The 15,158-nt window shown below is 72.0% G+C and carries 13 protein-coding genes; 3 read left to right on the top strand and 10 right to left on the bottom strand.

Features of this window, described 5'->3' with window-relative positions; all coding sequences use genetic code 11:
* From M4D53_RS06980 to M4D53_RS06940, 9 genes are all read right to left on the bottom strand, one after another.
* Entirely contained in the window at positions 1-1,461 is a 1,461-nt protein-coding gene (locus tag M4D53_RS06980) for an ABC transporter permease (protein ID WP_259952970.1), read from the bottom strand.
* Complete coding sequence (locus M4D53_RS06975) at positions 1,458-2,219, bottom strand: ABC transporter ATP-binding protein (RefSeq protein ID WP_136051761.1); 762 nt, start codon at positions 2,217-2,219, stop codon at positions 1,458-1,460. The genes M4D53_RS06980 and M4D53_RS06975 overlap by 4 nt, the downstream gene beginning before the upstream one ends.
* 167 nt (positions 2,220-2,386) lie before the next feature.
* The gene (locus tag M4D53_RS06970; protein ID WP_060922342.1) at positions 2,387-3,022 is read right to left on the bottom strand and encodes a response regulator; all 636 of its coding nucleotides are present in this window, start codon (positions 3,020-3,022) and stop codon (positions 2,387-2,389) included.
* A complete protein-coding gene (locus M4D53_RS06965) occupies positions 3,019-4,200 on the bottom strand; it encodes a sensor histidine kinase (RefSeq protein ID WP_259952968.1) in 1,182 nt (393 codons plus the stop codon). Before M4D53_RS06965 ends, M4D53_RS06970 begins: the two co-directional genes overlap by 4 nt.
* Positions 4,201-4,254: 54 nt before the next feature.
* Entirely contained in the window at positions 4,255-5,046 is a 792-nt protein-coding gene (locus tag M4D53_RS06960) for a class I SAM-dependent methyltransferase (protein ID WP_259952966.1), read from the bottom strand.
* Positions 5,047-5,075: 29 nt separating this feature from the next.
* Positions 5,076-6,227: an AMP-binding protein gene (locus tag M4D53_RS06955; RefSeq protein ID WP_259952965.1), complete on the bottom strand. Its 1,152-nt coding sequence runs from the start codon at positions 6,225-6,227 to the stop codon at positions 5,076-5,078.
* A 25-nt stretch (positions 6,228-6,252) separates the two neighbouring features.
* Positions 6,253-7,194 (bottom strand): 1,4-dihydroxy-2-naphthoyl-CoA synthase, encoded by a 942-nt coding sequence (locus M4D53_RS06950; protein WP_259952961.1) that lies wholly within the window; start codon positions 7,192-7,194, stop codon positions 6,253-6,255.
* Positions 7,195-7,199: 5 nt separating this feature from the next.
* Entirely contained in the window at positions 7,200-8,159 is a 960-nt protein-coding gene (locus M4D53_RS06945; protein ID WP_259952959.1) for a permease prefix domain 1-containing protein, read from the bottom strand.
* A gap of 1 nt (position 8,160) precedes the next feature.
* Positions 8,161-8,493 (bottom strand): PadR family transcriptional regulator, encoded by a 333-nt coding sequence (locus M4D53_RS06940; protein WP_187663339.1) that lies wholly within the window; start codon positions 8,491-8,493, stop codon positions 8,161-8,163.
* 89 nt (positions 8,494-8,582) lie between these two features.
* Between M4D53_RS06940 and M4D53_RS06935 the strand changes: the two genes are divergently transcribed.
* A complete protein-coding gene (locus M4D53_RS06935; RefSeq protein WP_259952957.1) occupies positions 8,583-9,569 on the top strand; it encodes an o-succinylbenzoate synthase in 987 nt (328 codons plus the stop codon).
* Here the strand turns inward: M4D53_RS06935 and M4D53_RS06930 are convergent.
* The gene (locus M4D53_RS06930) at positions 9,566-10,192 is read right to left on the bottom strand and encodes a TetR/AcrR family transcriptional regulator (RefSeq protein WP_259952956.1); all 627 of its coding nucleotides are present in this window, start codon (positions 10,190-10,192) and stop codon (positions 9,566-9,568) included. The genes M4D53_RS06935 and M4D53_RS06930 overlap by 4 nt on opposite strands.
* A 129-nt stretch (positions 10,193-10,321) precedes the next feature.
* On the opposite strand from M4D53_RS06930, the gene M4D53_RS06925 reads away from it, so the two are divergent.
* Entirely contained in the window at positions 10,322-13,105 is a 2,784-nt protein-coding gene (locus M4D53_RS06925) for an MMPL family transporter (protein ID WP_259952955.1), read from the top strand.
* Positions 13,102-15,069 (top strand): YhgE/Pip family protein, encoded by a 1,968-nt coding sequence (locus tag M4D53_RS06920; RefSeq protein ID WP_259952954.1) that lies wholly within the window; start codon positions 13,102-13,104, stop codon positions 15,067-15,069. The genes M4D53_RS06925 and M4D53_RS06920 overlap by 4 nt, the downstream gene beginning before the upstream one ends.
* The last annotated feature ends 89 nt before the right edge of the window (positions 15,070-15,158 follow it).

The following is a 15,158-nucleotide window of genomic DNA, read 5'->3' as shown; positions in this document are numbered from 1 at the left end:
TCAGTCGGCGGCGAGCGCCTCGACCGGAGCCACCCTGGTCGCCAACCGGGTGGGCGTCGCGGCGGCCACGAGGGTGAGGAGCGCCGTCGCGGCGACGATGATCACCACGGGGAGCCACGGCACCTGCGGAGCGATCAGCCCTGCGGGCGTGAACTCCGGCAGGACCGGCACGGAGCCCAGCAGCGACTGGGCCGCGATCCACCCGTAGAGCACCCCGAGCACGAGCCCGGTGAGGGTGGCTGCCACCGTGATGTGCGTCGCCTCCAGCAGCACCATGCGGCGCACCTGCCGGTTGGACAGGCCGATCGAGCGCAGCAGCCCCAGCTCGCGACGACGCTGCACGACGCCGATGGTGAGGAGGTTGACGAGGCCGACCGCCGCGATCACCGCGGAGACCGCGACGAGCACCATCATGATCGCCGCGAAGGCGTCGTAGGGCGCGAAGAACTCGGCCGGGATCTCCTCCGTGGTCTGGCTCGTCATGAGGCGCTTCGACGACTCCAGCGCCACCGCGAACATCGTCACCAGGGTCACGCCCATGACGACGCCGATGGCCATCCGCGACGACCGCTCCGGGTACCGCAGGGCGTTCTCGGCCGCGAGACGGGCGGTCGCGCTCGACCCGAACATCCGCCCCACGAGCCGGAGCACCGGCGGCATGAACAGCACGGACCCCAGGGCCAGCCCGGTGAAGGAGAGGATGCCGCCGAAGAACGCGACCACGACCCCGAGCGGCGTGACGAGGCCGAGGACGACCCCGCCCGCGAGCAGAGCAGCGCCGGAGATCAACAGCACCCAGGCCCCGACATGGCGGCCCTTCCGCCCGGAGACCTCGTCGCGCGTGCGCTCCACCGCGCCGCCCAGAGCCTGCAGGGGGGTCACCGCGAGGACGCGGCGGGAGCCCACCCATGCGGCGGCCCACGTGGTGAGCGCGACGCCGACCGCCGGAAGGGCGAGAGCGGGCTGCGCGAGCGAGAAGGACGACGGCGCGGTGGCGACGAGCTGTCCGCCGAGCTGCACCGCGGCCGCGGAGAGGAGGAGGCCGGCGAGCAGCCCCAGCCCTGCTCCGAGGAGCCCGACGACGAGGCCCTGCCGGCCGACCTGCGCCCGCTGCGATCGCGCCGTCGCCCCGATGAGACGCATCAGCGCGATCTGCCGCGTGCGTCCCGCGATGATCGTCGAGAACGTGTTCGCCGTGACGATCGCCGCCACGTACATCGCCACCGCCGTGAGCAGCACCGACAGGATCGCGACGACGACCGCGAGCGTGCCGCTGTCGCCGATGAACGGATCGGCCTGGAGGACGGCGCCGATGTAGGCCGTGATCTCGACGAGGAACACCCCGAACGCCGACGACAGCGCGGCGACGAGGACGCTCGCGCCCATGCCGCGGTCGCGGAGCCAGGCCAGCCGGGGTCCGGTCGTCCGCGTCTCCGGGACGACCGTGGTGAGCGCGGTCATGCCGACACCTCCGCGGCGAGCATGTAGGCGGAGATCTGCTCCGCGGTCTGCCGCGGGTGGTCTGCGACGATGCGCCCATCGCCGAGGTAGAGCACCCGATCGGCATGGCTGGCCGCGATCGCGTCGTGCGTGACCATCGCGATGGACTGGCCGTGCTCCCGGCTGGCGGAGGCGAGCAGGCGCAGCACCTCCCGTCCGGTCTGGGAGTCGAGGTTGCCCGTGGGCTCGTCCGCGAACACCAGGTCGGGGGCGGTGGCGAGGGCGCGGGCGATCGCGACGCGCTGCTGCTGTCCGCCCGAGAGCTGGTGCGGCCGGTGCCCGAGGCGCTTGCCGAGGCCGAGCGTCTCGATGAGACCGTCGATCCTTGCCCGCTCGATGGCGCTGGGCCGACGGCCGTCGAGCTCGAACGGCAGCAGGATGTTGCCGAGGGCGTCGAGCGTGGGGACGAGGTTGAACGCCTGGAAGATGAACCCGACGCGGCGGCGGCGCAGGATCGTCAGGTCGAGGTCGCCGAGGCCGGTGATCTCGGTGTCGCCGATCCACGCCCGCCCCTCCGTCGGGCTGTCGAGGCCGGCCATGATGTGCATGAGGGTGGACTTGCCGGATCCGGACGGGCCCATGATGGCGGTGAACTGTCCGCGGCGGATGCCGACGCTCACATCGTCGAGCGCGCGGACGGTGCCCTCGCCCGAACCGTAGGTCTTCTTCAGGTGCTGGACGCGGGCGGCGAGCCCGAGGTCGGTGGTCGTGATCTCCATGCTTCCGACGCTATTTCCGCGCCCGGTCCCCCCGCGTCGCCCTCCGGGAGCATCCCGATACATCGGGAGGATGATCCCCCTCCCCTCGACCCACCCCCTTGCGTTCGACCCACCCCTCTACGGCCCGCCGCAAAGGGCCGGGTCGAACAGAAGGGGGTGGGTCGGCGTCAGGCGAGGCCGTGCTCGAACGCGAACACGACGAGCTGCACACGGTCGCGGAGCGCGAGCTTCGTGAGGATGCGGCTGATGTGCGTCTTCACCGTGGCCTCGCTGAGGAACTCCCGCGCGGCGATCTCGGCGTTCGAGAGGCCCCGGGCGGCGAGCGCGAAGATCTCCCGCTCCCGCTCCGTCAACTCGGCATACTGCGGGGGTACCGGCTTCGGAGCCTCCGCGAAGTGCTCGAACAGCTCGCGGGTCGCCGACGCCGCGATGACGCTCGACCCCGCGTGCACCGTCCGGATCGCCGCGAGCAGGAATTCCGGATCGGCGTCTTTGAGGAGGAAGCCGCTCGCCCCCTGCCGGATCGCCCGCGCCGCCGCCTCGTCGAGGTCGAACGTGGTGAGCATGACGATGCGCGGGGGCTCCGGACGGGACAGGATCTCGGCGGTCGCGGTCAGCCCGTCCATCACCGGCATCCGGATGTCCATGAGGACCACGTCGGGCCGGGTCGCGGCGACCACGGCGAGCGCCTCCTGCCCGTTCCCCGCCTCCCCCACGACCTCGAGGTCCGGCTGGGAGGCCACGAGCATGCGGATACCTGCACGGAACAGCGCCTGGTCGTCGACGAGCACGACTCTGATCACTGCGGGGCTCCGATCGGAAGGCTGCTCTGGACGACGAACTGCGCACCACGGCGCTCGGCTTGCAGACTACCGCCCACGAGCTGCGCCCGCTCGCGCATGCCGATCAGACCGTGTCCCCCGGGCGCGCCCGGCGTCGACTCCGGCGAGACGGCGTTGCGCACCTCGATGTCCACGCGATCGGGGAGCCACGCGAGATGCACGTCCACCGCGCCGTCGCCGTGGCGGATCGCGTTCGTCAACGCCTCCTGGAGGATCCGGTAGACGGCGAGTTGGATCGCCCCCGGTGGCTCCCCCGGAGGCATCGGGTCGACCGTGACCCGCGGCTCGATGCCGGCCTGGCGCACCTGGGCGAACAGCGTCTCGAGGTCGGCGAGGGTCGGCTGCGGACCGTCCCCCTGCCGATGGCGGAGCTGGGTGAGGAGCATCCGCACGTCGCTCAGGGCTCCGCGGGCGGTCTGCGCGATCGTGCCGAGGGCCTCCGTCGCGATCTCGGGCTTCACCGCCGCGGCGTAGCGCGCGCCGTCAGCCTGAGCGATGACGACCGCGAGCGAGTGGGCGACCACATCATGCATGTCCCGCGCGATGCGCACCCGCTCCTGCTCCTCGGCGGCCAGGGCCTCGGCCTGCAGCTGCGCCGAGCGCGTGCGCCGGTTGCGCAGCACGACCCGCCAGAGGAGGCCGCACACCCACGCGAACCCGAGCGCCATGATCGAGGCTGCCACGAGCAGAGTGCCGCCGGTCACGAGCTCCCACCCGCTGCCGGAGCCGAACGCGACGCCCCCGACGAAGACCAGGTACAGCGAAGCGACGATGCCGCCCACGATGACGGAGCCGAACCCCCACCAGAGCACGCGGCGCGACCCCCACGCGGACGTCGCGTACAGCACGAGGAGGATCGCGAAGTCGGTCGGCAGCGGTCCGAAGCCGGCGAGCATCTGCACGATGGCTCCGGCCCAGGCGGCGGCGAGCGCGAGACCGGGAGCGAGGCGTCCGATCGCCACCCCGCCGAACAGGAACACCGACGACGAGATCAGCCCGATGACGTTCACCGCGGACGAGCCGGCCAGCTCCGGCTGCGGGGCGTAGAACACGACCCCGAGCGGCGTCAGGAGCGCGAACAGCAGCACCGCCCCGACGATGTCGAGGACGAGGCCGGTACGGGACAGCGGACGGATCACTCCCCCACGCTACGCGAGCGCTCGTGGACTGGCATCCGTCGCGGGATGTATCCGTCAGGCGCGGGCGAGGACCTCCCCGTGCGGCACGAGGAACCAGCCGTCGCCGTCGTCGGCCCAGCGCTTCCAGGCGTCGCTGATCTCCTGCAGATCGACGCGCGTGGCCATGCCCTGGTCCACGAGCTGCCGCGCGAGCGCCGACTCCAGGATGCGGTCGGCCCACATCCCGCCCCACCAGGCGCGCTCGGACGAGGTCGCGTAGCACCAGGTCGACGCGGTCGCCGAGACGTCCTCGAAGCCCGCCGCCCGCGCCCAGGACAGCAGGCGGCGCCCGGCGTCCGGCTCTCCGCCGTTCGCCCGGGCGGCGGCGCGGTACAGCGCGAGCCAGCGGTCGAGCTCCGGCAGGACAGGGAACCACAGGAAGCCCGCGTAGTCGGCGTCGCGAGCGGCGACCAGTCCCCCGGGCTTCGCGACCCGACGCATCTCCCGCAGCGCCTGCACCGGATCGGCGACGTGCTGCAGCACCTGGTGCGCGTGCACGACGTCGAAGGAGTCGTCGGCGAAGCTCAGCGCGTGCACGTCCTCGATGGAGAAGGCGATGTTCGCGACTCCCTGCGCCGCGGCGAGGTCACGCGAGAGGGACAGTGCGGCGTCATCGATCTCGGTCGCGGTGACGTGCGCGACCACTCCCGCGAAGTCCACCGTGATGGATCCCGGCCCCGCCCCCACGTCGAGGAGCCGGGTCTCGGCCGTGAGGTGCGGTCGCAGATACGCCGCCGAGTTCGCGATGTCCCGCACACTGTGCGAGCGGAGGACGGATTCGTGGTGTCCATGCGTGTACGAGGCCATCCGCTCAGTCTGGCACCCCCGTCGACGGGCTAGAGGGAGGCGACCATGCGGCGGATCGCCTCGCGGTCGGGCTTGCCTGAGGAGAGGACGTCGAGCTCGTCCACGAGGATCAGACGGGACGGACGCGCGTGGGCGCCGATCTCGCGGGCCACCGCCTCCCTGGCCTGGGCGAGCTGCTCGGACTCGCTGCGCCGCAGGGCCTCCCCGCGCGCCGCGACGATGACCGAGGCCTCCCCCCAGCGCTCGTCGTCGACGCCCACGACCACGGCCTGATGCAGCCCGGGCACCGAGCGCACGATCCGCTCCACCCGGTCCAGCGAGATGTTGATGCCGCCGGACACGATCACGTTGTCGGCGCGGCCGTGCACGCGGACCACACCGTTCTCGACGAGACCGAGGTCTCCCGTCCGGTACCAGCGGATGCCGTGCTCGTCCCTGGCGAACGTGCGCGCGGTCAGCGCCGGGTCCCCGAGATACCCCTCCGCGAGCAGGGGGCCGGCGATCCGCAGCTCCCCGTCGACGGCGCGGACGTGCACGGTGTCGAGCGGGACGCCGTCGTACACGCAGCCGCCACTGGTCTCCGTCGAGCCGTAGGTCCGCACGAGACGGACCCCGAGGTCGGCCGCCCGCTCCCGCAGCGGATCCGGGAGTGCCTGCCCGCCGACGAGGATCGCCTCATAGGCCCGCAGTGCCGCGAGCACCCCCGGCTCCCCTGTCGCGTCCAGCAACGTCGCGATCTGCGCCGGGACGAGGGAGGTGTAGAGCGCGGGGACGACACCGGCGGTCGTGGCGTGCAGCATGCCCCGCGTGGCCTCGGCGAACGCGTGCGGCGTGAACCGTCCCTCGATCCGCGTCGGCTCCGTGCCCGCGAGGATCGACCGCACCATCACCTGCAGCCCCGCGACGTAACCGGCCGGCAGCGCGAGCAGCCAGCGCCCGCTGCCGATCCGGGCGGCGGTGGCCTCCGCGCTCGCCCGCAGGGCCTCGCCGCTCAGCGCCACCCGCTTCGGGACGCCGCTGGATCCGGAGGTCGCGATCACTGCGGCGATGCCGTCGTCCACCTCCGCCGGAGCGTCGGCGAGCATGCCGAACCCGAGAGCCGGTCCCTCGTCGAGCGCCCGGAGCAGCGCCTCCCGCAGCAGCGTGGTGTCCTCGGCGTCGGTCGGGATCAGCGCGGTCACGGTCGGCTCCGTCTCTCGTGCGGACTCAGTAGTGCCAGGGGAAGGACGACCAGTCCGGGGCGCGCTTCTCGAGGAAGGAGTCCCGGCCCTCCACCGCCTCGTCGGTGCCGTAGGCGAGACGGGTGGCCTCTCCCGCGAACACCTGCTGGCCGACGAGGCCGTCGTCGACCGCGTTGAAGGCGAACTTGAGCATCCGGATCGCCGTCGGCGACTTCGTCAGCACGGTGCGCGCCATCTTCAGCGCCTCACGCTCGAGCTCGGCGTGCGGCACCACGCGGTTCACGGCGCCCGCCTCGTAGGCCCGCTGCGCCGAGTACTCCTCGGCGAGGAAGAACACCTCCCGCGCGAACTTCTGCCCCGTCTGCCGGGCCATGTAGGCGGAGCCGTACCCGGCGTCGAAGCTGCCGACGTCGGCGTCCGTCTGCTTGAAGCGCGCGTGCTCGGCCGATGCGATGGTCAGGTCGCACACCACGTGCAGCGAGTGGCCGCCGCCGGCCGCCCACCCGGGGACCACGGCGATGACGACCTTGGGCATGAACCGGATGAGCCGCTGCACCTCGAGGACGTGCAGCCGCCCGACAGCCGGGGCGGCCCCTTCCCCCTCGGTTGCTGAGTCTCCCCCTTGGGTTGCTGAGCCTGTCGAAGCATACTTGTACCCGTCGCGGCCGCGGATGCGCTGATCGCCGCCGGAGCAGAACGCCCAGCCGCCGTCCTTCGGGCTCGGTCCGTTGCCGGTCAGCAGCACCGCCCCGATGCGCGCGTCCTGCCGCGCGATGTCCAGGGCGCGGTAGAGCTCGTCGACCGTGTGCGGGCGGAAGGCGTTGCGCACCTCGGGCCGGTCGAAGGCGATGCGGGCGACCCCGCCGTCGCGGCTCACGTGCGCGGTGATGTCGGTGTAGTGCTCGGCGCCGGGCGCGAGTTCCCACTCGGCGGGATCGAACAGGTCGGAGACGAAGGCATCGGTCACGGTCTTCAGCCTATTCCCCGGGCACGCGCCGTCTTCATCCACCCGTCGACGATGTCCCAGGCCGGGAAGGCCACGAGGCAGACACCCGTGATCACCGTGAGGACGCGCATCGTGTCGGCATCCACCCCGTTGCCCGTGAACACGAACTCCAGGAAGGCCGGGTTCAGCAGTTCGCCCCGAAGGAGCAGGGTGAGCGCCCACACCGCGAAGGCGACCGCGAGGACGGTGTTCACGACGGCGGCGGCGACGGTCCACCGGCGGCGCGCGTACACGGCGACGGCCAGTCCGGCCTCGGCGATCATGAGCGCGAGGAGGACGCCGATGCCCACCGGCCAGAGCGCGGGCGCCAGGATCGGGATCGGGTCGCCGCCGGTCGGGAAGAACCCGAGCGTGGCGTCCCACACGATCGCACCGATGCCGGCGAGGAGGAACACGAGCGAGGCGATCACGTCGGCGCGAGCGGCCCCGTGCTCCGTGGGCTCGGGGAGCTGATCGACGTCCCATCGCACCCCGGTGTCCGCACCGGTGCGCTCCAGCACGACGAAGACGAGCGTGACCCAGAAGCACAGGTGCACGATCACCGACAGCATGACGGAGACGACCGCGCCGATGACCTCTCCGGGGTCGGCACCGTTGATCAGCTGTCCGATCGCGACCCCGACGGCCGCGAACGGCGGCACGATGAACAGGAGCAGCTTCAGCAGCCGCCACCAGGTGAGGTAGTACCGAGGGCCGATGAGGTGCAGCGGCCGGTCGGCGTATCCGGCGGCGAGGATGCCCGGGTCGCCGAGGTCGGTGAGGACGGCCCGTTCCGCTTCCTCCGGGCTCTCGCCCTGTTCCCGCCTCGCGTCGACGGCGTCGGCGATGGCGGCTTCGAGCTCGGCGCGGACCTCGTCCTGCGCCTCCGGTGCGAGGCTGCGGATCGTGGCGCTGATGTAACGCTCGGTGAGCGTGCTCGTGGTCATGTCAGTTCTCCTCGGGGGTGAGGGAGGCGATCGCGCCGGTGAGCGCGCGCCATTCGTCGGTGAGGGTGTCGGCCAGCCGGATGCCGGCCTCCGAGGTGCGGTAGAACTTGCGAGGACGGGCCTCGTCGGTGTTCCACTCGCTCGTCAGGTATTCCTGCTTCTCCAGACGACGGAGCAGCGGATAGAGCGTGTTCGCATCGGTGGCGAAGCCCCGGCTCTCGAGCTGCTCGAGCAGCGCGTATCCGTACTCCGGCGTGCGCAGCAGCTGCAGGCATGCCAGGACCACCGTGCCCCGACGCAGTTCCTGCAGGTGCGTGTCGAGCGTCTCGTTCATGTCGATCACATTAGTGTGTGTCACGCACCATTGTCAACGACACATCTCCGTGCCACATGTTCCCGAGGGTCGTGGCGCACAATGGGGTCATGATCCCCGCCGTCACGGAGCTCCTCGATTCCGCCCGCGTCGTCGCCCTGCCGATGCAGACCCGCTTCCGCGGCGTCGACACACGGGAGGCCCTGTTGCTCGAAGGGCCGGAGGGCTGGGCCGAGTTCTCCCCCTTCGTCGAATACGACGACGCCGAGGCGGCGACCTGGCTGGCCGCCGCGATCGACTACGCCTACGCCCCGCAACCCGCGCCGCTGCGGGATCGGGTGGGCGTCAACGCCACGGTGCCGGCCGTCGACGCCGCTCGCGTGCCCGAGGTCCTGGCGCGCTTCTCCGGATGCCGGACCGCGAAGGTCAAGGTCGCCGAGCCCGGGCAGGTGCTGGCGGACGACGTCGACCGGGTCCGCGCCGTCCGGGAGACTCTCGGGCCGGAGGGCCGCATCCGGATCGACGCCAACGGCCTGTGGAACGTCGACGAGGCCGAGCACGCCGTCCACGCGCTCGCCGCGTTCGACCTGGAGTACGTCGAGCAGCCGTGCGCCTCGGTGCCCGAGCTCGTCGAGCTGCGCCGGCGGATCGCCTACATGGGGATCCCGGTCGCGGCGGACGAGAGCATCCGGAAGTCCGGAGACCCCCTCGCCGTGGCGCGCGCGGGGGCCGCGGACATCGTCGTCATCAAAGCGCAGCCGCTGGGCGGGCTCACCCACGCGCTGCAGATCGTCACCGCGGCCGGCCTGCCCGCGGTCGTCTCCAGCGCGCTGGACACCGCTATCGGCCTGACGCAGGGAGCCGCCCTGGCCGCCGCCCTCCCGACCCTCGACTACGACTGCGGCCTGGGCACGGCCTCGCTGTTCCAGGACGACGTCGCCGACCTCCGCCCCGCCGACGGGGCGATCCCGGTCGGACGCCTGTCTCCCGACCCGTCAGCCCTCACGCGCCTCGCCGCCGCGGACGAACGCCGGGAATGGTGGCTGGCCCGCCTCGCCCGCTGCCACCACGAACTGCTCGCAGCCCGCAGCGCCTAGGACTCGACGAGGAGCTCCACGAGCCGCCCGAGCTCCTCGCCGCCGGAGTGCCGCAGCGCCGCGTCGTCGCGGCCGGCCATGGCGCCGCGGACGGTCATGCCCTCCCAGAGGATCATCAGCATGCGCGCCGCATCGGTCGCGGGCAGCCGGAGACGCAGCGTGCCCGCCGCCTCCACGATGTCCTCCACGATGCGTGCGATGCTCGCCACCATCTCGCGCTCCTGGGCGAGGTAGGCCTCGCCGAACTGCGGGTCGCGCAGGGCGCGGATCCGGATCTCGCTCATCAGCATCACGCCCAGGCGGTCGTCGCTGCCGAGCTCCATGATCTGCTGGACGAGATCTGTCGGGTCGCAGTCGTCGGCGAGCTCGCCGTCCGCCCGCATCTGCTCCACGCGAGTCCGCACGGCCGCCACCCTCGCGTCGGCGACACCGGCAGCGAGCGTCAGGAACAGCTCGTCCTTCGAGTCGAAGTTCGAGTAGAACGCCCCGCGCGTGAAGCCGGCGCGCTCGCAGACCGCCTCGACCGAGGCGCCGTCCAGACCGACCTCGGCGAACACCTGCGCGGCGGCCTCCAGCAGACGCGCCTTCGTGTTCTCCCGGCTGCGGGTGGCGGGTGACGACATCGGAACCTCCTGGCCTTCCCTCTCGACGATTCACACCCGGTGCACAGACTCCGGATGGCGGATGACCTTACGATACATCTATGTATCGGATACACCTGTGTATCCACCCGGCACCCCACGGAGATTCGCGTGTCCACACTGCTCTCGTCCCTCGGACGCTGGTCCTTCCGCCACCCGTGGCGCGTCCTCGTCTCCTGGCTCCTCGCCCTCGGCATCGCCGGAGCCGGAGCCGTGGTCCTCGGCGCCGGCACCGACAACACGTTCTCCATCCCCGGAACCGAGTCCCAGGCCGGCCTCGAGCAGCTCTCCCGCTCCTTCCCCCAGGTGAGCGGCACGAACGCCCAGTTCATCGTCGTGGCCGCGGACGGCGACGAGATCACCGATGACGAGTACCGCGAGCCGATCGAGGACGCCGTGTCGGAGCTCGGCGACCTCGACGAGGTCCTCGCCGCCACCTCGCCGTACGACGAGATGGTCAACGGCATGATCAACGACGACGACACGGCGGCGATCGTGCGCCTGCAGTTCGACGGCGAGTCCACCGACGTCTCCGAGGAGACGAAGGACGCCCTGCGCTCCACCGTCGACGAGCTCGCGGCAGAGCTCCCCGACGGTGCGCAGGCCTCGCTCGGCGGCGACCTCTTCGCGATCTCGATCCCCGGCGTCACGCTCACCGAGGCCGTGGGCCTGCTCATCGCGCTCCTCGTGCTCATCGTCACGTTCCGGTCGTTCGTCGTCGCCGGACTCCCCCTGCTCACCGCCATCCTCGGCGTCGGCATCTCCATGGCCGGGATCTTCACGGCGACCGCCTTCGCGACCGTCTCCTCCACCACGCCGCTGCTCGCCCTGATGCTCGGACTCGCGGTCGGCATCGACTACGCGCTCTTCATCGTCGCTCGCCACCAGGACCAGGTCCGAGAGGGTGTGGAGCCCGAGGAATCGGCCGCGCGAGCGGTCGGCACGGCCGGCTCGGCGGTCGTCTTCGCGGGCGTCACCGTGCTCATCGCGCTGATCGGGCTCGGCTTCGCGGGGATCCCTTTCCTCACCACCATGGGCGTCGCCGCGTCCGTGGCCGTCGCGGTCGCCGTCGCGATCGCCGTGACGCTGACCCCCGCCCTGCTCGGCTTCCTCAAGGGGCGCGTGGCCGGACGGCCGAAGCGCACGAAGGCCCCGAAGAAGGCGGCCGCGAAGGACGCCGCCACGAAGCCCCGCGGCAGCCGTCGGTGGGTGGAGGGCGTGACGAAGCACCCCGTCCTCGTCTCCCTCGCGGTCGTCCTCGGACTCGGCATCGTCGCCGTCCCCGCCCTCAGCCTCGACCTCGCCCTGCCGAACGCCGGCGTCCTGCCGAAGGACTCCGAGGCGCGACAGAACTACGACCTCGTCGGCGAGCAGTTCGGTCCCGGCTTCAACGGCCCCCTCATCCTCACCGGGACCATCGTCACCTCCACCGATCCGCTCGGTCTCATGGAAGACCTCGGAGACGCGGTGGCCGAGGTTCCCGGCGTGAAGGAGGTGGCCCTCGCCACGCCGAACGAGACCGCCGACACCGGCATCGTGCAGATCATCCCGGAGACGGCTCCCGACGACCCCGCGACGGCCGACCTCGTGCGCGAGCTCCGCAGCCACCACGACGAGTGGCTGGACGAGTTCGGCATCGACCTCAAGGTCACCGGCTTCACCGCTGTCGGCATCGACATCTCGGATCAGCTCGGCGCGGCTCTGCTGCCGTTCGGGATCTTCGTGATCGGACTCTCGCTGATCCTCCTCACCATCGTGTTCCGTTCCCTCTGGGTGCCGATCACCGCCGCGGCCGGCTACCTGCTGTCGATCGTCGCCGCCTTCGGTGTCGTCGGGGCGGTCTTCGAGTGGGGCTGGTTCGCCGACCTCCTGCATGTGGCGAAGGTCGGACCGATCATCAGCTTCATGCCGATCATCCTCATGGGCGTGCTCTTCGGCCTGGCTATGGACTACCAGGTGTTCCTGGTGTCGCGGATGCGCGAGGACTTCGTGCACGATCCCGACCTGCGCCAGGGTGCGGGGTCGGTGGACCGCGCCACCCGGCGTGCGGCGGCCCTGCGCGCCGTACGGAGCGGGTTCACCGGGTCGGCGAAGGTCGTCACGGCAGCCGGGCTCATCATGTTCGCGGTGTTCGTGGCCTTCGTACCCGAGGGCGACTCCTCCCTCAAACCCATCGCCCTCGGACTCGCCGCCGGCATCGCCTTCGACGCCTTCCTCGTGCGGATGACGCTGATCCCGGCGCTGATGGCGATCCTCGGCGAGCGCGCCTGGGAGATCCCGTCGTGGCTGGAGCGGATCCTCCCTCGGGTGGACATCGAGGGCGAGGCGGTGGAGCGCGAACGGCACCTCGAAGCCTGGCCGGGAGACGGGTCGCTCGTCGCCGCGGACGACCTGGAGCTCGGCGCGGGACTCCCCGCGGCGCAGGGCCTGTCCCTGCGGGTCGCGCCCGGCGCGGCCCTGATCGTCAGCGGCGCTGATGCCGGAACACTGCGCGCCCTCGCGCTCACCGTCGGCGCGCGGATCGCCCCAGCCGACGGACGCCTCCGCGTCGCCGGGCACCTGCTCCCCGGTCGTGCGGCGTGGGTCCGCTCGCACGTGGGTTGCGTGCTCGCCGACGACGGATCCGTCCTCGCCGACCTCCGCGAAGCCCTCCGCGGTCGTTCCGAGCTCGTCGTGATCGACGGCGCGGACCGGCTTCGCGGCGGCGAGCGCGACCAGGTGGCCGCGATGCTGCGCGACGCGAAGTCCCGCCGGAGTCTCGCCGTCTTCGCCACCGCCGCCGATCCCGACGCGGCCCGTTCCCTTCTCGCGGAGGCCGGATGGCCGTCCGCCGACGTTCTCGACACGCGCGCGCCCCGCCCGAGCGCCGCAGAAACGACCGAGGTGCCCGCATGACCCTCCCCCTCGAGCGTGCCCGCTCGCGCAAACCCATCACCTGGCTGACGATCCTCGGCGTCCTGCTGCTGCCGGCAGCGGTCGGCGGCATCCTCATGGCGGCGCTCTACAACCCGACCGAACGCCTCGACTCCATGACCGCGGCCATCGTGAACCTCGACGAACCCGTCGAGATCGACGGCCAGACCACTCCCCTGGGACGCCAGCTCGCCTCCGGGCTCGTCGAGGGGTCGGACGACCTCGACTCGAATCTCACGTGGGTCATCTCCAACGAGGAGGACGCCGCCGACGGACTCGCCGACGGCTCGTACCAGGCCGTCATCACGATCCCCGAGGACTTCTCGGCCGCGGCGACCTCCGCGGGCCAGGCGGTCGCCGACGGCGGCGGGGACGCGGAGCAGGCGACGATCCAGGTGACGACGCCCGACGACGGCCTCGTGGCCGACGACCTCATCACCGGACAGATCGCCGACGTGGCGGCCTCGACGCTCGGCACCATGCTGTCCGAGGCGACGACCGAGAACATCCTCGTCGGCTTCACCACCATCGGCGACCAGATCGGCGATGCGGCGGACGGGGCCCTGGAGCTGGCGAAGGGCGCCCGCGACGCGGCCACCGGCGCCGCCGCCCTCCCGGAGGGCGCGACGCAGCTCGCCGCCGGTGCCGGAGAGCTGGGCACGGGGGCCTCCACCCTCGCGTCCGGCCTCGACACGATCGCGGGGCAGACCCGGCAGGCCGCGACCGGCGCCGGCACCATCGGTGCGGGACTCACCTCCGCGGCGACCGAGCTGCAGGGCCGGGTCGCCGGCGTCCAGAAGCTCACCGGTAGCATCCAGTCGGCGGGCGCGTCGGCGAAGTCGGCCGCGACGGACTCGGCCACGGTCGCACAGGGTCTCGGGACGATGGCGGCCACGGCGTGCGCCGCCGATCCGGAATCGCCGGAGTGCGGACAGCTCTCCGGCCTCGCCTCGAAGGCGGCGGCAGCGGCCACGTCGGCCGGAACCGCCTCCGGCATCCTCAACAACGAAGAGGTTGCCGCGGGTGTGGCCGCGCTTCCCGGAACCTTCTCCACCCTGGGCACTCAGCTCGGCGAGGCGGGCGCCGGGGCGACAGAGCTCGCCGGCGGGCTCAATCGCCTCGCGAGCGAGGGCGTGGATCAGTCCGCGGCGGGAGCGCGAGCCCTGTCGTCCGGCGCGACGCAGCTCGCCGACGGCGCGACCCAGCTCGCCGACGGCAGCACGGAGCTCGCCACCGGCCTCGACACCCTCGCGACCGGCACCGGCGACCTCGCGGGCGGACTGCGCACCGCGGCGGACTCCCTCCCGTCCTTCAGCGACGAGGAGTCGACGTCGCTGGCCTCGGTGATCGCCGATCCCGTGGCGACCGACTCCTCGATGGGCTCGCTCTTCGGTCCCACCGCGATCCCGCTGCTCACCGCGGTGGTGCTGTGGTTCGGCGGTCTCGCGTCGTTCCTCGTCCTCCGCGCCCACACGGCACGCACGCTCACGTCGCGACGCTCGTCCGCCTCCCTCACCCTCCGCGCGTTCTGGCCGGCCGCGGCGATCGGCGCCGCGCAGGGTCTGCTCGTCTCCCTCATCGTGCAGACCGTGGCGGACTATGACGTTGCGGCATGGTGGGCGTTCGCGGGCACCGCCGTCCTCGCCGGGGTGGTGTTCGCCGCCGTGAACCAGGCCCTCGTGGCGGTGTTCGGCGGCGTCGGACGCTGGATCGCCGCACTGATCGGCGTCATCGCCGTGGCGACGGGACTGATCTCGACCGTGCCCGACTGGCTCGCGAGCATCGGGGCCGCCCTCCCGACCGCACCGGCCTTCGCGGGTCTCGTGGAGGCGAGCGGGGCCGCCGTCGCCGCCCTCGTAGTCTGGGGCGTGCTCTCGATGGTCGCCACGACGGTGGTCGTCGCGGTCCGTCGCACGACCACCGCCCGCGCCGTCGTCACCGCCTGACCCCCGGGCACAACTTCGGAGATCACGGACGACACGCCGCCGGACACCCCCTGCTGACGGCGTGTCGCGTCCGTTCTCCGAAACAGTGC

It is taken from the genome of Microbacterium meiriae, assembly GCF_025143875.1.
In the GTDB taxonomy this organism is placed as follows: domain Bacteria; phylum Actinomycetota; class Actinomycetes; order Actinomycetales; family Microbacteriaceae; genus Microbacterium; species Microbacterium meiriae.
The sequence above is the reverse complement of the archived record's forward strand: the minus strand, read 5'-3'. Positions and strand labels throughout refer to the sequence as shown.